At 73.0% G+C, this 21,322-nt stretch carries 16 protein-coding genes; 8 read left to right on the plus strand and 8 right to left on the minus strand.

Annotated features, from left to right (window positions below; genetic code table 11):
• Window positions 1–16: 16 nt before the first annotated feature.
• A complete protein-coding gene (locus tag O2W15_RS07605; RefSeq protein WP_269178975.1) occupies window positions 17–1,015 on the minus strand; it encodes a type IV toxin-antitoxin system AbiEi family antitoxin domain-containing protein in 999 nt (332 codons plus the stop codon).
• Window positions 1,016–1,321: 306 nt separating this feature from the next.
• On the opposite strand from O2W15_RS07605, the gene dnaK reads away from it, so the two are divergent.
• From dnaK to O2W15_RS07630, 5 genes are all read left to right on the plus strand, one after another.
• Complete coding sequence (dnaK, locus tag O2W15_RS07610; protein ID WP_269162711.1) at window positions 1,322–3,208, plus strand: molecular chaperone DnaK; 1,887 nt, start codon at window positions 1,322–1,324, stop codon at window positions 3,206–3,208.
• Between the two features lie 195 nt (window positions 3,209–3,403).
• Complete coding sequence (gene grpE, locus O2W15_RS07615; protein ID WP_269178976.1) at window positions 3,404–4,024, plus strand: nucleotide exchange factor GrpE; 621 nt, start codon at window positions 3,404–3,406, stop codon at window positions 4,022–4,024.
• Between the two features lie 82 nt (window positions 4,025–4,106).
• The gene (gene dnaJ, locus O2W15_RS07620; protein WP_269178977.1) at window positions 4,107–5,351 is read left to right on the plus strand and encodes a molecular chaperone DnaJ; all 1,245 of its coding nucleotides are present in this window, start codon (window positions 4,107–4,109) and stop codon (window positions 5,349–5,351) included.
• Window positions 5,348–5,779: a heat shock protein transcriptional repressor HspR gene (locus tag O2W15_RS07625; protein ID WP_269162714.1), complete on the plus strand. Its 432-nt coding sequence runs from the start codon at window positions 5,348–5,350 to the stop codon at window positions 5,777–5,779. The genes dnaJ and O2W15_RS07625 overlap by 4 nt, the downstream gene beginning before the upstream one ends.
• 44 nt (window positions 5,780–5,823) lie before the next feature.
• The gene (locus O2W15_RS07630) at window positions 5,824–6,351 is read left to right on the plus strand and encodes a MarR family winged helix-turn-helix transcriptional regulator (protein ID WP_269178978.1); all 528 of its coding nucleotides are present in this window, start codon (window positions 5,824–5,826) and stop codon (window positions 6,349–6,351) included.
• A 77-nt stretch (window positions 6,352–6,428) separates the two neighbouring features.
• Here O2W15_RS07630 and O2W15_RS07635 read toward each other — a convergent pair whose 3' ends face one another.
• The 4 genes from O2W15_RS07635 to aceB form a co-directional block, all read right to left on the minus strand.
• Window positions 6,429–7,832 (minus strand): (Fe-S)-binding protein, encoded by a 1,404-nt coding sequence (locus O2W15_RS07635; protein WP_269162716.1) that lies wholly within the window; start codon window positions 7,830–7,832, stop codon window positions 6,429–6,431.
• A complete protein-coding gene (locus O2W15_RS07640) occupies window positions 7,832–9,094 on the minus strand; it encodes an FAD-binding oxidoreductase (protein WP_269178979.1) in 1,263 nt (420 codons plus the stop codon). The genes O2W15_RS07635 and O2W15_RS07640 overlap by 1 nt, the downstream gene beginning before the upstream one ends.
• The gene (locus O2W15_RS07645) at window positions 9,094–10,650 is read right to left on the minus strand and encodes an FAD-linked oxidase C-terminal domain-containing protein (protein ID WP_269178980.1); all 1,557 of its coding nucleotides are present in this window, start codon (window positions 10,648–10,650) and stop codon (window positions 9,094–9,096) included. The genes O2W15_RS07640 and O2W15_RS07645 overlap by 1 nt, the downstream gene beginning before the upstream one ends.
• Before the next feature lie 99 nt (window positions 10,651–10,749).
• Window positions 10,750–12,351 carry a malate synthase A gene (aceB, locus tag O2W15_RS07650; protein ID WP_269178981.1) on the minus strand — a complete coding sequence of 534 codons (1,602 nt, stop codon included), beginning with the start codon at window positions 12,349–12,351 and terminating at the stop codon, window positions 10,750–10,752.
• Window positions 12,352–12,604: 253 nt separating this feature from the next.
• Here aceB and O2W15_RS07655 point away from each other — a divergent pair, with 253 nt between their 5' ends.
• A complete protein-coding gene (locus O2W15_RS07655; RefSeq protein ID WP_269178982.1) occupies window positions 12,605–13,408 on the plus strand; it encodes an IclR family transcriptional regulator in 804 nt (267 codons plus the stop codon).
• Here O2W15_RS07655 and O2W15_RS07660 read toward each other — a convergent pair.
• From O2W15_RS07660 to O2W15_RS07670, 3 genes are all read right to left on the minus strand, one after another.
• Window positions 13,389–14,159 carry an enoyl-CoA hydratase/isomerase family protein gene (locus tag O2W15_RS07660; protein ID WP_269178983.1) on the minus strand — a complete coding sequence of 257 codons (771 nt, stop codon included), beginning with the start codon at window positions 14,157–14,159 and terminating at the stop codon, window positions 13,389–13,391. The genes O2W15_RS07655 and O2W15_RS07660 overlap by 20 nt on opposite strands.
• Window positions 14,156–15,370 (minus strand): CaiB/BaiF CoA transferase family protein, encoded by a 1,215-nt coding sequence (locus tag O2W15_RS07665; RefSeq protein WP_269162722.1) that lies wholly within the window; start codon window positions 15,368–15,370, stop codon window positions 14,156–14,158. The genes O2W15_RS07660 and O2W15_RS07665 overlap by 4 nt, the downstream gene beginning before the upstream one ends.
• 97 nt (window positions 15,371–15,467) lie before the next feature.
• Window positions 15,468–16,979, minus strand: coding sequence for an SLC13 family permease (locus tag O2W15_RS07670; protein ID WP_269162723.1), 1,512 nt, complete (start codon window positions 16,977–16,979; stop codon window positions 15,468–15,470).
• A gap of 241 nt (window positions 16,980–17,220) precedes the next feature.
• On the opposite strand from O2W15_RS07670, the gene O2W15_RS07675 reads away from it, so the two are divergent.
• Together O2W15_RS07675 and O2W15_RS07680 are read left to right on the plus strand one after the other, a co-directional pair.
• Window positions 17,221–18,393, plus strand: a complete 1,173-nt coding sequence (locus O2W15_RS07675) for a pyridoxal-phosphate-dependent aminotransferase family protein (RefSeq protein ID WP_269178984.1) — start codon at window positions 17,221–17,223, stop codon at window positions 18,391–18,393.
• Window positions 18,390–21,308 carry an FAD-binding and (Fe-S)-binding domain-containing protein gene (locus O2W15_RS07680; protein ID WP_269178985.1) on the plus strand — a complete coding sequence of 973 codons (2,919 nt, stop codon included), beginning with the start codon at window positions 18,390–18,392 and terminating at the stop codon, window positions 21,306–21,308. Before O2W15_RS07675 ends, O2W15_RS07680 begins: the two co-directional genes overlap by 4 nt.
• Window positions 21,309–21,322: the final 14 nt, after the last annotated feature.

A 21,322-nucleotide genomic window follows, 5' to 3' on the forward strand; every position in this document is an offset into this window, starting at 1 on the left:
TGGGGGCGGCGGCGAGTCAGCCGACGCGCGGGCGGCCGATGGCGCGCGGCACGACGGTGAACCGGCGGTCGACAGGGCCGTCGGCGCCGAGCAGGGCGCGCAGCCGCCGGTCGAGCGCGTCCCACCCGCGTCCGACGTCCTCGTCGGCGATCCGCACCACCCGGATGTCGAGGCCGCGAAGGGCGTCCTCTCGCCGCTTCTCCTCCCACAGCACCTCGCCGGGCGTGCGGTGGCGCCAGGGATCGGTGTACTTCAGCTTGCCGTCGAACTCGAGGGCGATCGCGGCGTCGTCGTACCAGCCGTCGACCACGGCGAGACGTCGGCCGCCGGACCAGATCTCGACCTGCGGCTCGAACACCGGCAGCCCCGCCCCGACGACCCGCAGTCGCCCGCGCGTCTCCAGTGGTGACTCGGCTCGGCCGTCGGCGAGGGCGACGGCCCGGATCGCGCGGGGGACGCCGGGCCAGTGGGCAGCGACGGCGAGGGCGTCCCGGAGCTCCACCGGGGTCGCCCTCCCGGCGAGCAGCGCGGCGTCCATCGCGATGACCGTGTCCTGCAGTGACCACTCGCGCGCGCAGTCGACCAGGGTGCGGGCAGGGGAGGTCAGGGGGATCGGCCCGCGGTGTGCCCGGTGCTCCGGCGGTACGGGCGCGCAGGCCATCCGGTAGGCGGATGTGCGCCGCCACTGGTGCGGGTCGGTGAGCCGCACGGTGCCCGGTTCCCGCCGGGGGATCGGCCAGCCCCACACCCGCGCCGCGGACGTGTGGCTGACGACGGCGGTGGGGCGGGCCAGCGACGTCAGTACGGCCAGGCAGTCGACCGCGTGCCGGACGCCGTCCCGTTCGGTCACCGCCAGGTCCTCGGCCGTGGTGTAGACGCCCTGGCGCAGTCGCACCCACCGCCCGGATGAGCGCAGCGCGCGGATCTCGTCGTCGCCGTAGCCGGCGGAGTGGGCCTCCGCGATGGAGAAGACGCCCATCCGCTCGTCCGCCGCGTACCTCAGTGCCGGGTGCACCGGGAGAGAGTCTCGGCGCTCGACGACGCCGGACCGCCCGGTCGGCCAGGGGCTGTGGACGACGGCGGCCCCACCATCGCCGTCCTCTACCTCCGGGGGGCGACCGCGCCCCGTGCCGTGAGGACGGCGCCCTGCAGGTGAGGGGCGCGTCACGCCCAACGCCCCCGGGAACACGCAGGCGCAGACTGCCGTTAGGCTGGGCAGGAAAGTTGAGCGGACCAGGCGCAAGGCCCAATGGTGGACGGCGCCGGGCCCCCGACTCCCAGACCAGCACCACCCCGTCAGCAACGCTAGGAGAGGCCTTCCATGGCACGAGCAGTCGGAATCGACCTCGGCACCACGAACTCCGTCGTCGCGGTCCTCGAGGGCGGCGAGCCCACCGTCATCGCCAACTCCGAGGGTGCACGCACCACTCCCTCGGTCGTCGCGTTCGCCAAGAACGGCGAGGTCCTGGTCGGCCAGTCGGCCAAGAATCAGGCCGTCACCAACGTCGACCGCACGATCCGCAGCGTCAAGCGCGAGGTCGGCACCACCTGGAAGACCGGCGACATCGACGGCAAGCAGTACACCCCGCAGGAGATCAGCGCCCGGGTGCTGCAGAAGCTCAAGCGCGACGCCGAGACCTACCTGGGCGAGCCGGTCACCGAGGCCGTCATCACCGTCCCCGCCTACTTCGAGGACGCCCAGCGCCAGGCCACCAAGGAGGCCGGGGAGATCGCCGGCCTCAACGTGCTGCGCATCGTCAACGAGCCCACCGCCGCGGCCCTGGCCTACGGCCTGGACAAGGGCGAGACCGAGCAGACCATCCTGGTCTTCGACCTCGGTGGCGGCACCTTCGACGTCAGCCTGCTGGAGATCGGCGACGGCGTCATCGAGGTCAAGTCCACCGCCGGTGACAACAAGCTCGGTGGCGACGACTGGGACGAGCGAGTCGTCAAGCACCTCGTGCAGACCTTCAACGCCCAGTCCGGCATCGACCTGGCCAAGGACAAGCTGGCCATGCAGCGCCTGCGCGAGGCCGCCGAGAAGGCGAAGATCGAGCTGTCCGGTGCGCAGTCGACGAACGTGAACCTGCCCTACATCACCGCCGGTGCCGACGGCCCGATGCACCTGGACGTCACGATCACCCGCGCCGAGTTCCAGCGGCTGACCCAGGACCTGCTGGACCGCGCCAAGGCGCCGTTCAACCAGGCGATCCGCGACGCCGGCGTCAAGGTCGGCGACATCGACCACGTCGTCCTCGTCGGTGGCTCGACCCGGATGCCCGCCGTCAGTGAGCTGGTCCGCGAGCTGACCGGCGGCAAGGAGCCCAACAAGGGCGTCAACCCCGACGAGGTCGTCGCCGTGGGTGCCGCACTGCAGGCCGGTGTGCTCCGCGGTGAGGTCAAGGACGTCCTGCTCCTCGACGTCACCCCGCTCTCCCTGGGCATCGAGACCAAGGGCGGGATCATGACCAAGCTCATCGAGCGCAACACCACGATCCCGACCAAGCGCTCGGAGATCTTCACGACGGCCGACGACAACCAGCCGAGCGTGCAGATCCAGGTCTTCCAGGGCGAGCGCGAGATGGCGTCCTACAACAAGAAGCTCGGCATGTTCGAGCTGACCGGTCTGCCGCCGGCGCCCCGCGGCGTCCCGCAGATCGAGGTCGCCTTCGACATCGACGCCAACGGCATCGTGCACGTCCACGCGAAGGACCTCGGCACGGGCAAGGAGCAGTCGATGACCATCACCGGCGGCTCGGCCCTGCCCAAGGACGACATCGCCCGGATGATGGCCGACGCGGAGGCGCACGCCGAGGAGGACAAGAAGCGCCGCGACGAGGCCGAGACCCGCAACCTCGCCGAGTCGCTGCAGTACCAGACCGAGAAGTTCCTGGCCGAGAACGGCGACAAGATCCCGGCCGAGAAGAAGGAGGAGCTCGGCGAGGCGCTGACCGAGCTCCGCTCGTCCCTCGGCGGGTCGGACATCGCCGCGATCAAGACCGCGCAGGAGAAGGTCGCCCGGATCTCCCAGGAGGTCGGCGGGGCCCTCTACGCCCAGGCGCAGGCCGACGGGGCAACCGACGGTGCGGCAGGGGACGCGGGCTTCGACGGCGGCACCGACTCCACCGGTTCGACCTCGACCGCGGCCGCTGGGGACGACGACGTCGTCGACGCCGAGATCGTGGACGACGAGTCCGACAAGCGCTGACCTCACCGTCGACGCGCAGGCGCACCGGCCCGGGTGACCGGGCCGGTGCGCCTGGCGAGGGACGATGAGCCAGCAGGACGAGCAGGCGCCGCGGGCGTCATCCGTGACGAGCGGCGCATCGACCCGACCAGCGGCACGGTCCGCGTGCCGGCCGGCGACGAGCCGGTCGGTGCCACGCCGGAGCAGGGAGAACACATGAGCGAGCACGACAACGACACGAGCGCCTCCGGGAACGGAGCGGGCCCGGTCGTCGAACCGCCGGTGACCGGCGGGATCGAGAGCGGGGCCGACGACACCGCACGGCAGCTGGCCGAGCGGACCGAGGACCTGCAGCGGGTCACCGCCGAGTACGCCAACTACCGGCGTCGGGTCGAGCGTGACCGGGTCCTCGTCGTCGACCAGGCGGCCGAGCGCTTCGCCGGCCAGCTGTTCCCGATCGTCGACGACATCGAGCGCGCCCGGGACCACGGCGACCTCACCGGCGCCTTCAAGGTCGTCGCCGACCGGGTGCTGGGGCTGCTCGACGGCCTCGGGGTCACCTCGTTCGGCAAGCCGGGCGACCCGTTCGACCCCGCCCTGCACGAGGCAGTCCTGCACGACACCTCCCCGGAGGTGAGCGAGCCCACCGCCACCACGGTGCTGCGGCCGGGCTTCCAGCGCGGTGACCGGGTGCTGCGCACCGCGATGGTCGGCGTGAGCGAGCCGGAGACCCCGGCCGCCCCTGCTGCGGCTGCGGGACCGGAGGTCGTGGACGCCGAGGTGGTCGACACCGCCGCGGACGCCGATCAGTCGGGCTCCGGCCCGGCCGCCGGCTGAGCCCGACCCCCCGGCCGGTCCGGTCTCCGTCCCGCGGAGGCCGGACCGGCCCGTCCCCCGCCCAGCAGAGAGGAGGCGCCCGATGAGCAGCACCCGGGACTTCATCGAGAAGGACTACTACGCGGCCCTGGGCGTCGCCAAGGACGCCGACGCCGCCGCCATCAAGAAGGCCTACCGACAGCTGGCCCGTGAGCTGCACCCGGACAAGAACCCGGGCAACGCGCAGGCCGAGACCCGCTTCAAGGAGGTCTCGGAGGCCTACGACGTCCTGTCCGACCCGAAGCGGCGGGCGGAGTACGACGACGCGCGCCGGCTCTTCGGTGCCGGGGGCTTCCGGCCCGGCGCCGGTGCGCCCGGCGGGTTCCCCGGTGGCTTCCCCGGCGGGGGCGGTGCCGGCGCGGGCCAGCCGTTCGACCTCGGCGACCTCTTCGGCGGCGCGTCCGGCGCCCCCGGCGCCGGAGGGCGGGCCGGTGGCCTGGGCGACCTCTTCGGCGGCCTGTTCACCGGCGGCGCCACGAGCCCGGGTGGTTCCGCGCGCGGCCGCAGCCAGGCCGCGTCCGGGCCGGCCCGAGGTCAGGACGTCGAGACGGAGGCCACCCTCGCCTTCGACGAGGCCGTGCTCGGCGTGACCGTGCCGCTGCGGATGCAGAGCCCGGGCACCTGCCCGACCTGCGCCGGCAGCGGTGCCCGCCCGGGCACCAGCCCGCACACCTGCCCGGTCTGCAACGGCGCGGGCGTCACCAGCCGCAGCCAGGGCGCGTTCGCCTTCTCCGAGCCGTGCAAGGAGTGCCGCGGCACCGGCTCGGTGGTCGACGACCCCTGCCCGGAGTGCAAGGGCGGCGGGGTCACCACCCAGACCCGCACCATCACCGTGCGCATCCCGGCCGGGGTCAAGGACGGGCAGCGCATCCGGTTGCCCGGCAAGGGCGCCCCCGGACGACGCGGTGGCCCGGCAGGCGACCTGTTCGTCGTCGTCCACGTCAGCGGCTCGGACCTCTTCGGGCGCAGCGGCAACGACCTCACCCTCACCGTGCCGATGTCCTTCGCCGAGGCGGCGCTGGGCACCACGCTCACCGTGCCCACCCTGGACGGGTCCGTGTCGCTGAAGGTCCCGGCCGGCACCTCCAGCGGCCGCACCTTCCGGGTCCGCGGGCGCGGCGTGCCGGTCAAGGCCACGACCGGCGACCTGCTGGTCACCGTGGAGGTCGCCGTCCCCAGTCGGTTGACCCCGGGTGCCCGGGAGGCGATCGAGAAGCTCGCCGCCGAGCTGCCCGACGACCCGCGACCGGAGGTCACGGCCGCGCTCCGGAACGGAGCGGCGCGATGACGCTCCCTGACCCCGGCCGCTCCTTCGCCGAGGACGCCCCGGTCTTCGTCATCTCCGTCGCCGCCGAGCTGGCCGGCATGCACGCCCAGACGCTGCGGCAGTACGACCGGCTCGGCCTCGTGAGCCCCGGTCGCACGGCCGGCGGGGGCCGCCGGTACAGCCCGCGGGACGTCGCGCTGCTGCGCGAGGTGCAGCGGCTGAGCCAGGAGGACGGCGTCAACCTGGCCGGGATCAAGCGGATCATCGAGCTCGAGTCCCGGGTCGAGGCGCTGCAGGCCCGGGTGACCGAACTGCTCGACGAGCTGGAGCTCTCCGAGGCCCACCGGATCGCCGCCGAGTCCGCGGTGGCGGCGGCCTACCGCCGGGACCTGGTGCCCCGCACGTCCAGTTCTGCCCTGGTGGTGTGGCGGCCGACGGGCCGGCAGTGACGGGTTCCGGGAACGCCGGGTCCGCCTCGGACGTGGAGAACGGTGTGACCGTCGACAGCGCAGCTCGCGCCACCCCGGACGGAGCCGACGTGGACATCTCCGGGCAGGACCCGCACGCCGCCTACGTCGCGCTCGAACGCGAGGTGGCCCTGCTGCTGCGCCGGGCCCGGGCCATCTCCGGCCGGTTGGGTGGCCAGCTGCACCAGGACCTGGACGGCGCGGCGTACGGCCTGCTGGTGCTGCTGGACGACGCGGGCCCGCTGCGGGCCAGTGACGTGGTCGCGCGGCTCGGGCTGGACAAGAGCACGGTCAGCCGCCAGGTGTCCTCGCTCGTCGACCTCGGCCTGGTCGACCGGGTCGCCGACCCCGACGACGGCCGAGCCCAGGTGCTGTCGACGTCCGAGGAGGGGCACCGACGGCTCAGCCGGCTGCGTGATGCCCGCCGGGCGCGCTGGGAGGCCGACCTCGCCGACTGGGAGACCTCCGACGTCGCGACCCTCGCCCAGCTGCTGGGCCGGCTGAACCGGCTCGGCGAGGCGCACGAGGCCGAGGTCGCCGGCCAGGCCGGCTGAACGCCGAACGGCCCGCCCCGGCCCCGTTCAGAGGCTCGCCCCGAGCCTGCGAGGGGTGAGGAGAACGGGGTCCTTCCTCAGTGCTGGGGGCCGAGGGTGGTGACCGGGAGCCCCCGGATCGAGGCGTCGATGACCTCGATGGTGTGCGCCAGTCCGATCCGGGTGCCCTGCCGCTCCAGCGAGGACGAGACCTGCATCAGGCACCCGGGGTTCGCGGTGACCAGCAGCTGGGCCCCGGTGCCGGCGATGTTGCGCGCCTTCCGGTCGCCGAGCTCGCGGGCGGGTTCGGGGTTCAGCACGTTCCAGATCCCGGCCGAACCGCAGCACACCTCGGCCTCCGCGATCTCCTTGACCTGCAGGCCGGGGATCTCCCGCAGCAGGCTGCGCGGCTGGCTCCGGATGCCCTGCGCGTGCCCGAGGTGGCAGGCGTCGTGGTAGGCCACGGTGACCTCCAGCGGGTGCCGCGGTGCGACGCTGCCGAGGTCGGAGAGGAACTCCGAGACGTCCCGGACCTTGGCGGAGAAGGCCTTCGCCCGCTCGGCGTAGTCCGGCTCGTCGGCGAGCAGGTCGGCGTACTCCTTCATGCTGGAGCCGCAGCCGGCCGCGTTGACCACGACGGTGTCGACGCCGGCGGCCTCGAACGCGTCGATGGTGGAGCGGGCGAAGGACTCCGCCTCCTCCTGCCGGCCGTTGTGCACCGACAGCGCCCCGCAGCAGCCCTGCTTGCGGGGGATGATCACGTCGCAGCCCTCGGCGGCGAGGACCCGCGCGGTGGCGGCGTTCACGCCGGGGAAGAACTCGCCCTGCACGCAGCCGGTCAGCATGCCCACCACGGCCCGCCGGGTGCCGGTGGCCGGCACCCGCTCGGGCAGCTTCTCCCGCTTCTCCAGCACCGGGGCCAGGCCCTCCATGGCGGCCAGCTTCGGCGCCAGCCGGTCCAGCAGCCCGCTGCCGCGCACGACCTTGGGCAGGCCACTGGCCTGGTAGGCCCGCAGCGGACCGCGCAGCGCCCGCAGCCGCTTCTTGTAGGGGAAGAGGGCGAAGATCGCCGCGCGCATCGCCCGGTCGCCCGGGCTGCGCGTGTGGTGCCGCTCCACCTGCACGCGGGTGGCCTCGATCAGCTTGTCGTACTGGACGCCGGAGGGGCAGGCGGTCACGCAGGCCATGCAGCCCAGGCAGGCGTCGAAGTGCTGCACCATCGTGTCGGTCAGCGGTGCGCCCTGCAGCCCGGCCTTCATCAGGTCGATCCGGCCACGCGGGGAGTCCATCTCCTCGCCCCACAGCGTGTACGTGGGGCAGGTGGGCAGGCAGAAGCCGCAGTGCACGCAGTCGCTGATCAGCTCCGCCGAGGGCGGGTGGTCCTCGTCGAACGCCGACCGCACGGTCGGGGTGCCCACGGGCACCGGACCGGCGCTGAGGGCGTCGGCCTTGCGTGGGTCGCTCTGCGGCTCGTCGGAACGGGCGCGGGTGGACTCGACCATCAGATGCCTCCGACGAACCGGCCGGGCGCCAGACGGCGCTCGGGGTCGAACTGTTCCTTCACACGGCGCATCAGGTCGATCGCCGGTACCGGGCCCCACGTGTCGACCGCCGTCTTGACCGCCGGCGGACCGTCGAGGACGACGAGCGAGCCGCCGTGCTCGGTGCAGACCGCCCGGGTGCGGGCGACCACGCCGGCCACGGCGTCGACCGGCGCGTCGGCGGCGAGCGCGGCGTAGAGGACGCCGGCCCCACCGGAGCCGCGGACGGTGAGCTGCACCCCGGCGTCGTCCGCGGCCCGGCGGGCGGCGGTGAGCACCGGTGCCAGCCCGGACAGCGCGCAGGTGAGCTTCAGGCCGGTCGACCCGGGCTCCTCGGTCCAGGGCAGGACGCCCCAGCCGGCGGGCGCCTCCTCGGCGGCGGACGCGCCGTCGCCCAGCAGCTGCCGGGTGCTCGCCGTCCGGGCCTCCACGCCGGCCGGGGTGCCCTCCAGCAGGACGCCGACCGTGCCGGCGCCGTCGGCGCGCCACTCCACCTCGACGGCGGCCGGCACGACCTGCGCGTGCACCACCGACTGGACCAGCCGGGAGGCGTCCTCGGCGGAGCCGAACGGGACGGAGACGAACCGCCGGGCCGCCGGCACCGGGTGCAGCCGGAACACCGCCCGGGTGACGACCACGAGGGTGCCGAACGAGCCGATGACCAGCTTGCCCAGGTCGTAGCCGGCCACGTTCTTCACCACCCGGCCACCGGCCTTGGCGACCACGCCGTCGGCGCGCACCACGGTCACGCCGATCAGCAGGTCGCGGGCGGTGCCGACGGCGACCCGGCCGGGACCGCTGGCGTTGGTGGCCAGCATGCCGCCGACCGTGCCGCCGGCGATCGGCTCGTCCAGGGCCAGTCGCTGCCCGGCCGAGCCCGCGGCCTGCTGGACGTCGGAGAACAGCGCGCCGGCCTCGGTGTCGACGATGAGGTCGCCGGCGGCGTGGTCGAGCACCCGGTTCATCCGGCTCAGGTCCAGCACGACGTCGGCGGACTCCGGCGGCCGGCCCCAGGTGAGCTTGGTGCCCCGACCGCGCGGGACGACGGTGAGCCCGGCCGCCGCGGCGGCGCGCAGCACGGCGGCGGTCTCCTCGGTGGAGCCCGGCCGGGCGACGAGCGCGGCGGGCACCCCGTCGACGGCGTCGGCGGGGGTGGCGTCGGTGACCTCCCCGCAGGCGTCGGAGAGGGCGGTACGGGCGGTGTCGAGGTCGACGGTGGTCATCAGAACGCGTCCGCCAGACCGGCCTCGACCAGCGGGTGCGCGTGCTTCCGCTTGCCGGGCACCTCGCCGCACAGTCGGGGCGTCGGGAAGATCTTGCCCGGGTTGGAGATGTTGCCGGGATCGAAGGCGCACCGGACCAGCTGCATGGTGTCCAGGTCGTCGTCGGTGAACATCTTCGGCATGTAGGCGGCCTTGTCCACGCCCACCCCGTGCTCGCCGGTGATCGCCCCGCCGTGGGTGATGCAGAGGTCCAGGATCGCGCCGCTGACCTTCTCCGCGGCCTCGCCGGCGCCCTCCTTCTCCCCGTCGAAGAGCACCAGCGGGTGCAGGTTCCCGTCGCCGGCGTGGAAGACGTTGGCCACCCGCACTCCGGAGGACTCCGAGAGCTCGGCGATCGCCCGGAGCACCTCGGGGAGCGCGGTCCGCGGGATGACGCCGTCCTGCACGATGTAGTCGGGGCTGATCCGGCCCACCGCGGCGAAGGCGGACTTGCGGCCCCGCCAGATCAGCGCGCGCTCCATGGCGTCGGTGGCCAGCCGCAGCTCGAAGGAGCCGTTCTCCTGGCAGAACCGCTCGACCAGGGCGTACTCGTGCTCGACCTCGGCCGCGGCGCCGTCGAGCTCGATGACCAGCACCGCGCCGGCGCCGTCCGGGTAGTTGCAGTGGACCGCGGCCTCGGCGGCCTCGATGGCCAGCGCGTCCATCATCTCGATGGCGGCGGGCAGGACGCCCGCGCTGATGATCGCCGAGGTGGCGGCCCCGGCGTCGTCGGTGGTGTGGAACCCGACGAGCAGGGTGCGGACCTCCTCGGGCAGCCGCACCAGCCGGACGGTGGCGGTGGTGGCGATGCCGAGGGTGCCCTCGGAGCCGACGACGGTGCCGAGCAGGTCGTAGCCGGGGGAGTCCGGCGCCAGGCCGCCCAGCTGCACGACGTCGCCCTGCGGGGTGATCAGCTCGGTGCCGAGCACGTGGTTGCTGGTGAACCCGTACTTCAGGCAGTGCGCGCCGCCGGAGTTCTCGGCCAGGTTGCCGCCGATGGAGCAGATCTGCTGGCTGCTGGGGTCGGGGGCGTAGTAGTAGCCCTCCGGGGTGGCGGCCCGGGTGACGTCCAGGTTGATGACGCCGGGCTCCACGATGGCGCGCTGGTCGGCGCGGCGGACCTCGTGGATGGTGCGCATCCGGGAGGTGACCAGCAGGACGCCGTCGGCCCGGGGGAGTGCGCCGCCGGACAGTCCGGTACCCGAGCCGCGGGCGACGAACGGGACGCCGTGCTCCGAACAGGCCTTGACCACCCCGGCCAGCTGCTCGGTCGTCTCCGGGAGGACCACCAGTGCGGGGGTGACCCGGTAGTGGGCCAGGCCGTCGCACTCGTAGGTGCGCAGCTGGGTGGGGTCGGCGATCACCCCGGTCTCGGGCATCAGCTCGCGGGCCACCCGGCCCACGGCCGCGATGCCCGCGGCGTTGTCCCCTGCCTCACCGGTGGCCGAGGTGGCCTCGGGTGGGGTGTCGCCGAGGACCGGGCCGGCCGTCGTCTCGGTGCCGTGCGTGCCGCTCATGAGGTTCCGCCTTCATTGCCGGACCTGCTGTGACGTGCGAGGTGGTGCGGCCCCCGCTGACCACCAAGATGGCCATCCTGGTGGTCAGCGGGGAGTGGATCAGGGCATGCGCTCGTAGGCCGGGACGGTCAGGAAGTCGTTGTACTCGTCGCCCAGGGCCATCTCGGTGAAGAGCGCACGGGCATCGTCCCATCGGCCGGAGGAGTACGCATCTCCCTTGGCCTCCGCGATGGCGGCGACCTCCTCCTCGATCACCCGCTGCACGAGCTCGGTGGTGACCTGCTGGCCGTCGTTGAGCGACACCCCGTTGTGCAGCCACTGCCAGACCTGGCTGCGGCTGATCTCGGCGGTGGCGGCGTCCTCCATCAGGCCGTTGATGCCGGCGGCACCCGAGCCGCGCAGCCAGGACTCCACGTACTGGATGCCGACGCTGACGTTGGCCCGGAGACCGGCCTCGGTGACCTCGCCGGGGGTGGCCTTCACGTTGAGCAGGTCGGCGGCGCTGACCGACACGTCCTCACGCAGCTTGTCCAGCTGGTTCGGCCGCTCGCCGAGGACCTTGTCGAAGGCGTCCATCGCGGTCTGGACCATGCCCGGGTGGGCCACCCAGGAGCCGTCGAAGCCGTCGTTGGCCTCGCGGCTCTTGTCATCGGTGATCTTGTTGAACGCGAACTCGTTCTTCTCCGGGTCCTTGCTCGGGATGAACGCCGACATGCCGCCCATCGCGTGTGCGCCGCGCTTGTGGCAGGTGCGCACCAGCAGCTCGGTGTAGGCCCGCATGAAGGGCACGGTCATGGTGATCGAGTTCCGGTCGGGGAGGGTGAAGTCCTCACCGCGGGTGCGGAACGTCTTGATCACGCTGAACAGGTAGTCCCAGCGGCCGGCGTTGAGGCCGGAGGAGTGCTCGCGCAGCTCGTAGAGGATCTCCTCCATCTCGAAGGCCGCCGGGTAGGTCTCGATCAGGCAGGTGGCCCGGATGGTGCCGCGCGGGATGCCCAGCTGGTCCTGCGCGAGGTTGAAGGCGTCGTTCCAGAGCCGCGCCTCGAGGTGGCTCTCCATCTTCGGCAGGTAGAAGTACGGGCCCTGCCCGCGGTCGATCTGCTTCTGCCCGCAGGCGGACAGGTAGAGCGCGAAGTCGACCAGGCTGCCGGAGGTCTGCTCACCGTCGACGGTGATGTGCTTCTCCGGCAGGTGCCAGCCGCGGGGGCGGACGATGATCGTCGGCAGCTCGTCGTCCGGCTTGAGCTCGTAGGACTTGCCCTGCGGGCTGGTGAAGTCGATGGTGCGGTCGATCGAGTCCATCAGGTTGAGCGGGCCGTTGACGACGTTCTCCCACAGCGGGGAGTTGGCGTCCTCCTGGTCGGCCAGCCAGCACTTGGCGCCGGAGTTGAGCGCGTTGATGGTCATCTTGCGGTCGGTCGGGCCGGTCATCTCCACCCGGCGGTCGACCAGGCCGGGGGCCGGCGGGGCCACCCGCCAGGAGTCGTCCTCGCGGATCGAGGCCGTCTCCGGCAGGAAGTCGAGCGTGCCGCCGTCGGCGAGCGCCTGCACCCGCTCCGTGCGGGCCTGCAGCCGCTCCAGCCGGCGGCCGTTGAACTCGCGGTGCAGCAGTGCGATGAGCTCCAGAGCCCGAGGCGTCAGGACCTCGTCGAACCGCGGGCCCATCGGGCCGGTGATCTCCACGCCGTCGACGCTGCTCATTGCTCTCCCTGGGGGTCGGTGCCGTCCGGCAGCGGTACCGAGGCGTTCCCCGGGCCGGCGGGACGGGCCGTACGTGTGGTGTCACCTTCCGAGAAGCGGAAGGTTCCATCTGTGATGTGGAAAACGTATCCTCGGTCACCAGTGGGGTCAAGACGACCGCGGGCGCTCCGGTGCCCGGCGGCCGTGCGGCCCCGGGCTCCCGAGGAGCGGGCACGGTGGCGGCCCCGGGTGCGCGGGACGACGGAGGAGTGGCATGGCCGAGACCGGCGGCGCGATCAGCGGTTCCGACGGGGGCGTGCAGTCCCTCGAGCGGGCCTTCCTGCTCCTGGAGCTGATGGCGGAGGACGGCGGCGAGGTCGCGCTCTCCCGGCTCGCGGTGGACAGCGGCCTGCCGCTGTCCACGATCCACCGGCTGGTCCGCACCCTGGTCGCCCGCGGGTACGTGCGCCAGCTCCCCTCCCGGCGGTACGTGCTGGGCCCCCGGCTGATCCACCTCGGCGAGAGCTCCTCGCGGACGCTCGGCACCTGGGCCCGGCCGCACCTGAGTGACCTGGTCGACTCCACCGGGGAGACGGCGAACCTGGCGATGCTGGACGGCGACCGGGTGGTCTACGTCGCCCAGGTGCCCTCCAAGCACTCGATGCGGATGTTCACCGAGGTCGGCCGCCGGGTGCACCTGCACTGCACCGGGGTCGGCAAGGCGCTGCTGTCCCAGCTGCCCGTCTCGACCGCCCGCGAGCTGCTGGAGCGCGGCGGCATGCCCCGCCGCACCGACAAGACGGTCACCGACCCCGACGAGCTGCTGGCGTTGCTGCCGCAGATCGCCGCACAGGGCTACGTGCTGGACGACGGCGAGCAGGAGATCGGCGTCCGCTGCGTCGCCGTCCCGGTGCCCGGCGGCCCGGCGCAGACCGCGATCTCGGTCTCCGGCCCGGAGGGGCGGGTGCCGATGGAGAGCGTGCCGGCGATCGTGGCGCTGCTGCAGCGGACCGCCGCCGGGCTGGCCGCCGAGCTGCGGGAGGACGGCACCCGCGCGCTCAGCGGCCGGTCCAGCTGACCTGTCCACGGTCCACGAACGCCCGCACGCCGGCCCGGAAGTCCGCACTGCCGAACACCTCCCGCACCAGGTCGTCCCCGTCGGGGAGGGTGGCCCGGCGCAGCCGCGCCACCGCCTGGCCGGCCGCCTTCATGCTCAGCGGCGCGTGCCCGAGCAGCGTCTCGGTGAGCGACGCCAGCGCCGGGTCCAGCTCGCCGTCGGGCACCACCTCGCCGACGAAGCCGGCGGCGGCCGCGTCGGCGGCGGACAGCAGCTTCGCCCGCAGCAGCATGTCCAGCGTGCGACCGGGGCCCAGGTGGTGCACCAGCAGCGAGTAGGTGTTCATCGACAGGCAGTTGCCCAGCGTGCGCGCGATCGGGACGCCGAACCGCGACGACGCCGTCGCCACCCGCAGGTCGCAGGCGGCGGCCAGGGCGAGCCCGCCGCCGACACAGGCGCCCTCGACCGCGGCGACGGTCGGCACGGTGACGTCCTCCAGGCGGTTGACCACCCGCTCGATCCGCGCTTCGTAGGCGATCCCGTCGTCCCCGCTGGTGAACTCCAGGAACTGGGCGATGTCGGTGCCGGCCACGAAGGCCCGGCCGCCGGCGCCGCGCAGCACCAGCACCCGCACCGACTCCTCGGCGTCGGCCCGGGCGCAGGCCTCCTCGAGCCCCTCGTACATCGCGAAGGTCATCGCGTTGCGGGCCTCCGGGCGGTTGAACAGCACGGTCAGCACCGCGCCGTCCTGGGTGACCTGGAGCTCGCTCATGCGTCGTCCTCTCGACTGGATGGGATGACGGCGTCGACGACGTCGGCGGGGACGCCGTACCGGGTGAGCACCGCGCGGGTGTCGGCGCCCAGCGGGGGGCCGGCGACGCCGCGGACGGCGGGGGTGCGGGAGAACCTCATCGGCGAGCCGATCTGCCGCACCGGCCCGAGCGTGGGGTGCGGGGCGTCCCAGAAGAACTCCCGCGCGTTCAGGTGCTCGTCGGTGAACACCTCGCCGTAGTCGTTGATCGGGGCGCACGGCACCCCGGCCGCGCCCAGCGCGGCGAGCAGGTCGGCGGTGGTGCGGGCCCGGGTGCGGCTCTCCACGACGTCCAGCAGCTCGCCGCGGCGGGCGTGCCGGCGGCTGGCGTCGGCGTAGCCGGGGTCGGCGAGCTCGTCGGCCATGTCCAGGGTCGCGCAGAGCCCGGCCCAGGTGTTGGGGGTGTTCGCGCCGATGGTCACCCAGCCGTCGGCGGTCTGGAACGCCTGGTAGGGCGCCTGGCTCTGGTGCGCCGAGCCCAGCGGGCCGCCCACCTCGCCGGTGGCGAACCACTTGCCGGCCTCCCACACCGCGAGGCTGACCCCGGCCTCGAACAGCGAGACGTCGATCGACTGGCCGACGCCGGTGCGGTCCCGCTCGCGCAGCGCCGCGGTGACCGCGAGCGCCAGGTAGAGGCCGCAGACCAGGTCGCAGACCGGGACGCCGACCTTGACCGGCTCGCCGCCGGGGGTGCCGGTGATGCTCATGATCCCGCTGCGCGCCTGGGCCATGATGTCCAGCCCGGGCAGCGGGGCGAGCGGTCCGTCCTGCCCCCAGCCGGACCCGGAGGCGTGCACCACCCGCGGGTTGACTGCCCAGATCGCCTCGGCGTCCAGCCCCAGCCGGGCCATCGCGCCGGGCCGCAGGTTCTCGATCACCACGTCGGCGGAGGCGACCAGGTCGAGGAAGGCCTGCTTGCCGGCGGCCGACTTCAGGTCCAGCGCGACGGACTCCTTGTTCCGGTTCAGCCGCAGGTACGGCGAGCTCTCGCCGTCGACGAACGGCCCGCTGGCCCGGACCGGGTCGCCGGACCGGGGGTCCTCGACCTTGACCACCCGGGCGCCCAGGTCGGCCAGCTGCATCGCGGCGTACGGGGCCGCCATGAAGACGCCGACCTCCAGCACGGTGATGCCGGTCAGGGGCGGCTGGTCGGGCGGTGCGGGTGTGCTCACGTCTGCCTCCGGGGGCTGCGTCGTCTCGATGTGGTCCGGACGTGACCGCGCCCCGGCGGCTGGGTGCCGACCGGGGCGCGGGTGGTGCGGGTGCTGCTCAGAGCCAGCCGGGCACGATCAGGACCAGCCAGGTGATCGGCGGGATGAGCGCGACCATCGAGAAGCCCCAGACGGTCAGGTTCTTGAACGTCCGCTCCCGCTCGGCCTCGGTGGCGTTGGCGACCACGAGTGCCCCGCTGGTGGAGAACGGGCTGGAGTCGACGATCGAGGAGGACATCGCCAGTGCGGTGATCAGGCCGATGGCCCCGATCGCGTTGTCGCCCTGGAGGAAGGGCACGGCCAGCGGGATCAGCGCACCGAGGATGCCGGTGGTGGAGGCGAAGGCCGAGACGACGGCGCCGATGTAGCAGATCAGCAGGGCGGCGATCAGCGGCAGGCCGAGCTGGGCCACGTTGTCCCCGAGCCAGCCGGGCACGTCCTGGTCCTGCATCAGACCGACGTAGGTGACGATGCCGCAGATCAGCAGCACGGTCGGCCAGGCGATCTGGCCCACGGCGCCCTTGGCGCCACGGGGCGCGACCACCGACAGGATGACGCCGACGGTGATGGCCATCAGGCCGATGTCCAGGCCCAGGGGGAGCAGCGACCCGACGACCAGGATGACCAGGCCGATCAGCGTCAGCGAGCGGTCCCGGTCGAGCGTGGTGACCGGGTCGGGCGCGTTGTCGACGGCCAGCGCGGTGGTCTGCAGCGCCTTCTGGTCGGCGCGGTCCTCGACGTGGGAGTGCTGGTGGCCCGGCTCGCCGTGCCGCGCCTCGGTCACCCGGCCGCCGGAGACCGCCGCACCGGCGGTGCCGGTGCTGCCGACGGCCACGCCGCGGGCAGGCCCGCCGGGGATGTCCTCGCCGGTGTCCTCGGTGGCGTCCCCGGCGACGGAGGCCGCCACGAAGTCGTCGCTGCGGTTGTCGGTCAGGTCGACCCGCCCGCCGCCGAGCAGCTTGCGGCCGCCGAACAGGAAGAAGACGGCGATGGAGAGCAGGATGTTGATGACGATCGAGGCACCCCAGAGGAACAGCGGGCTGCCCTCCAGGCCGTTGTCGGCGACCACGGTGTTGGTGATGACACCGAAGATCGACAGCGGCGAGAACCCGCCGGCGGTGGCGCCGTTGATGATGAACAGGCCCATCAGCACCGGGTTGATCTGGTACCGCCGCGCGAAGGACATGCCGACCGGGGCGATGATCGCCACCACCGCCGGCACGACGCCGCCGATGGCGGTGAGCACGCCGGTGACGGTGAACATCGCCCACGGGATGGCTGCGAGCCGGCCGCCGGATGCGGTGACCGCGGCGTGCACCAGCCAGTCGACGGTGCCGTTGTTCTTGGCGATGGCGAACAGGTACGTCACCCCGACCAGGACGACGAACAGCGACCCGGGGAAGAAGCCGAAGACCGCGTCGTCGTACGTCGGGTCGCCGTCGGTGCCGTAGATGAAGTAGCCGGCGATGAACGCCGCCACCAGGGCCAACGCACCCATGTGCACGGGCAGCACCGTGGCGATCAGGAAGACCACCAGCAAGATCGAGATCAAGACGAGCTGTACGGACACCGGCGTCCCCAGGGTTGGTCGAGGCGGGTGTGCCACCCGCCGGTCAAGCGCTTCCGCGATGCGGAACCGCCTTTTCGCTAGCGGGGATTAGAAGGTCTGCTGCCCGTCAGTGTCAAGGGTCACAGGACGTCCGAGATGTCTCTGCGCCAATCCGCCTGCCGGTAGTAGCCTCCCGCATGGTGGACTTCCGGTGTCGAGCCGGGGATCCGGACGAGAGGGCCACACCCATGGAGGCACGGGAATGTCAGTGACGACGACGACCGGCGGGCGCCACTTCCTGCAGATCCCGGGGCCGACCAACGTGCCCGACCGGGTGCTGCGGGCGATGTCGGCCCCGACCATCGACCACCGCGGCCCGGAGTTCGCCGCGCTCGGCCTGGAGGTCCTCGAGGCCGTCAAGCCCGTCTTCGGCACCACCCAGCCGGTGGTCATCTACCCGGCCTCGGGCACCGGGGCGTGGGAGGCGGCGCTGACCAACACGCTCTCCCCGGGCGACAAGGTGCTGGCCTTCGAGACCGGCCACTTCGCCACCCTCTGGCAGGACATGGCCAGCCGGCTCGGCCTGCAGGTCGAGTTCGTCCCCGGCGACTGGCGGCACGGCGCCGACCCGGCCGCCGCCCAGGAGCGGCTCGCCGCCGACACCGGGCACGAGATCAAGGCCGTCATGGTGGTCCACAACGAGACCTCCACCGGCGTGACCAGCCGGGTGCCCGAGGTGCGGAAGGCCATCGACGCCGCCGAGCACCCGGCCCTGCTGCTGGTCGACACGATCTCCTCGCTGGGCAGCATCGACTACCGGCACGACGAGTGGGGCGTCGACGTCACCGTCGCCGGGTCGCAGAAGGGGCTGATGCTCCCGCCGGGGCTGAGCTTCAACGCGGTCAGCGACAAGGCGCTGCAGGCGTCGAAGACCGCAGGCCTGCCCCGCTCCTTCTGGGACTGGGAGCCGATCCTGACCGCCAACGAGCGCGGCTTCTTCCCCTACACGCCGGCCACGAACCTGCTCTACGCGCTGAAGGTCGCGCTGGAGATGCTGGACGACGAGGGCCTGGCCAACGTCTACGCCCGGCACACCCGGCACGCCGAGGCCACCCGGGCCGCCGTCCGGGGCTGGGGCCTGGAGGTGCTGGCCCTGGACGAGCGGGAGTACTCCGGCTCGCTCACCGCCATCTACATGCCGGACGGCGGCGCCGACGCCGTCCGGGCGACGATCCTGCGGGAGTACGACATGTCGCTGGGTGCCGGGCTGGGCAAGCTGGCCGACAAGGTGTTCCGGATCGGACACCTGGGCCACTTCAACGACCTGACCCTCGTCGGCACCCTGGGTGGCGTGCAGATGGGCCTGGTCCGCAGTGGTGTGCAGATCGACCCGAACGGGATCCAGGCGGCCCTCGAGCGCCTGCAGCAGCCGTGACGGCGGCCCCGGAGCGCCCCCGCGTGGGGGTGGCGGACCTGGAGCAGGAGCTGACCCGGGCGCTGGACGGCGAGGTCGCCTTCGACGACTACACCCGGCACCTGTTCAGCCAGGACGCCTCGATGTACACGATGACGCCGGTCGGGGTCGCCTACCCGGCGCACACCGCCGACGTGGTGGCCGCGGTGCGGCTGGCCCGCGAGGCCGGCATCCCGGTGCTCGCCCGGGGCGCGGGCACCAGCCTGGCCGGGCAGACCGTCGGCCCGGGCCTGGTGCTGGACCTCTCCCGGCACATGCACCGGATCACCGAGCTGGACCCGGAGGCGCGCACCGCCCGGGTCGAGCCCGGCGTCGTCCAGGACGACCTCAACCGGGCCGCCGCTGCGGCCGGGCTGATGTTCGGGCCGGACACCTCGACGTCCAACCGCGCCACCATCGGCGGGATGATCGGCAACAACTCCGCCGGCAGCGGCTCGGTGCGCTTCGGCATGACGATCGACCACGTCGAAGAGGTCGACGTCGTCCTGGCCGACGGGTCGACGGCCACCTTCGGGGTCGTCGACGAGGCCGAGCGCGCCCGCCGGGCGCAGGGCGACACGCTCGAGGCGGAGATCTACCGCCGGCTGCCCGAGCTGGTGGCGGAGAACGCGGAGGCGATCGCCACCGGGTTCCCGTCCTTCTGGCGGCGGGCCGGCGGCTACCGGCTGGACCGGCTCGCCGAGGGGCAGCCGTTCGACCTGGCGAAGTTCCTGGTCGGCTCCGAGGGCACGCTGGCGATCATCACCGCGGCCCGGGTCGGGCTGGTGCCCAAGCCGTCGAAGCAGGTCTTCGCGGTGGGCCACTTCGAGACGGTGCAGGCGGCGATCAACGCCACCGAGGACGCGCTGACGGTCGACCCGGCGCAGGTGGAGCTGCTGGACCGCACGATCCTGGACCTCTCCCGGCAGAAGATCGAGTACGCCGGGCTGGGCAAGATCCTGCAGGGCGACCCCGACGCGCTGCTGTTCGTCTCCTTCACCGGGGACGACGAGGCCCAGCTGGTCGAGTCGATGGACCGGCTGGTCGAGCTGTGGGAGCGCAACGGGCACGGCTACCACACCCTGCGGGCGGTCACCCCGGCCCAGCAGGGCGCGCTGCTGAAGGTGCGCAAGTCCGCCCTGGGCCTGCTGATGGCCAACTCCGTGGGCGCCCGCCGGCCGCTGGCCTTCATCGAGGACACCGCGGTCGACCCCAAGCACCTGGCCGAGTACACCGCCCGGTTCAAGGACGTGCTGGACCGGCACGAGCTGGAGGCGGGCTTCTACGGGCACTGTTCGGTCGGCTGCCTGCACATCCGCCCGTTCGTCGACCTGAGCCAGCCCGGCCAGGTCGAGGTCATGCGCTCGGTGGCGGTGGAGATCAAGGACCTGGTGCGCGAGTACGGCGGGGTGAACTCCAGCGAGCACGGCGACGGCCTGGCCCGCAGCGAGTTCAACCGCGAGCTGTTCGGCGACGACCTCTACGAGGCGATGCGGCAGGTCAAGGGCCTCTTCGACGCGCAGGGCACGCTCAACCCCGGCAAGATCGTCGACTCCCCGGCGATGACCGAGCACCTGCGGGACGCGAACCCGCCGACCCCCGGCCCGTTGCGCACCCGGCTGCAGTTCGACGTCGTCGGCGGCATGTTCGGCGCCGCCGACCGCTGCATGAACATCGGGCTGTGCCGCAAGTCGACGACCGGGGCGATGTGCCCGTCCTACATCGCCACCCGGATGGAGGAGCACTCCACCCGCGGCCGCGCCGGCGCGCTGGTCAAGGCGCTGAGCGAGGGCGACCCGCACACCGCACTGGCCGACGAGCGGCTGCACGAGGTGCTCGACCTGTGCCTGATGTGCAAGGCCTGCAAGAGCGAGTGCCCGCTGGGCGTCGATGTGTCGGCGATGAAGAGCGAGGCACTGGCGGCCAAGCACGACGTGCACGGCACCCCGCTGCGGTCGCGGGCGTTCGGGGCCATCCGCACCCTCAACCGGCTGGGCTCGGCGACGGCGCCGCTGTCGAACCTGCCGCTGAAGATCAAGCCGTTGCGGGCGCTGATGGACTCCCGCCTCGGCATCGCGCGCCAGCGGGACCTGCCGGTCTTCCACCGGACGACGCTGATGCGCTGGTTCAAGCGGCACGAGGCCCCGGCGGCACTGACCCAGCAGCCGGTCACGATGCTGGCCGACTCGTTCACCAGCTACACCGAGCCGGGCATCGGCCAGGCCGTGGTGCGGCTGCTGGAGGCCGCCGGGCACCCGGTGCGGCTGGAGAGCAAGGGCTGCTGCGGCCGCGCGAGCATCTCCAAGGGCCTGCTCGACGACGCCAGGGGCAAGGCGCAGAAGCTGGCGGCGAACCTCTGCGAGGGCTCCGAGCCGGGTTCGCCGATCGTGGGCTGCGAGCCCTCCTGCATCCTCACGCTGCGTGCCGAGCACGTGGAGCTGCTCCCCGACGACCCGAACGTCCGGGACGTCGCGGCGCGGGTGAAGCTGCCGGAGGAGCTGCTGGTCGAGGCGATCGACGACGGCCGGCTCCAGCTGCGGGCGGACAGCTGGCTGGCCGGGCGCACGGTGGTCTTCCACGGCCACTGCCACCAGAAGGCCGAGGCCGGGACGGCCGCCACGGTGGCCCTGCTGTCGCGGATCCCCGGCGTCACCGTGCAGGAGCTGGACGCCGGCTGCTGCGGCATGGCCGGGTCGTTCGGATTCGAGTCCGAGCACTACGACGTGTCCCTGCAGGTGGGGGAGGACCGGCTGTTCCCCGCCGTCCGGGCCGCCGCGCCGGACGCGGTCATCGCCGCCACGGGGGTGTCCTGCCGCCAGCAGATCTTCCACGGAACGCAGCGCACCGCCTGGCACCCGGCGGAGCTGGTGCTGGAGGCGCTGCAGGTGTCGGCCTGACCGCAGGCTGAGCA

Source organism: Modestobacter sp. VKM Ac-2979, from assembly GCF_026967995.1.
Taxonomy (GTDB): domain Bacteria; phylum Actinomycetota; class Actinomycetes; order Mycobacteriales; family Geodermatophilaceae; genus Modestobacter.

Bases quoted from the DNA above. Each gene is read 5' to 3' on its own strand.
- O2W15_RS07675 (WP_269178984.1), top strand. From the start codon at position 17,221: ATGTCAGTGACGACGACGACCGGCGGGCGCCACTTCCTGCAGATCCCG.
- dnaK (WP_269162711.1), top strand. From the start codon at position 1,322: ATGGCACGAGCAGTCGGAATCGACCTCGGCACCACGAACTCCGTCGTC.
- O2W15_RS07625 (WP_269162714.1), top strand. From the start codon at position 5,348: ATGACGCTCCCTGACCCCGGCCGCTCCTTCGCCGAGGACGCCCCGGTC.
- aceB (WP_269178981.1), bottom strand. From the start codon at position 12,351: ATGAGCAGCGTCGACGGCGTGGAGATCACCGGCCCGATGGGCCCGCGG.
- O2W15_RS07635 (WP_269162716.1), bottom strand. From the start codon at position 7,832: ATGGTCGAGTCCACCCGCGCCCGTTCCGACGAGCCGCAGAGCGACCCA.
- O2W15_RS07645 (WP_269178980.1), bottom strand. From the start codon at position 10,650: ATGAGCGGCACGCACGGCACCGAGACGACGGCCGGCCCGGTCCTCGGC.
- grpE (WP_269178976.1), top strand. From the start codon at position 3,404: ATGAGCGAGCACGACAACGACACGAGCGCCTCCGGGAACGGAGCGGGC.
- O2W15_RS07655 (WP_269178982.1), top strand. From the start codon at position 12,605: ATGGCCGAGACCGGCGGCGCGATCAGCGGTTCCGACGGGGGCGTGCAG.
- O2W15_RS07640 (WP_269178979.1), bottom strand. From the start codon at position 9,094: ATGACCACCGTCGACCTCGACACCGCCCGTACCGCCCTCTCCGACGCC.
- dnaJ (WP_269178977.1), top strand. From the start codon at position 4,107: ATGAGCAGCACCCGGGACTTCATCGAGAAGGACTACTACGCGGCCCTG.
- O2W15_RS07660 (WP_269178983.1), bottom strand. From the start codon at position 14,159: ATGAGCGAGCTCCAGGTCACCCAGGACGGCGCGGTGCTGACCGTGCTG.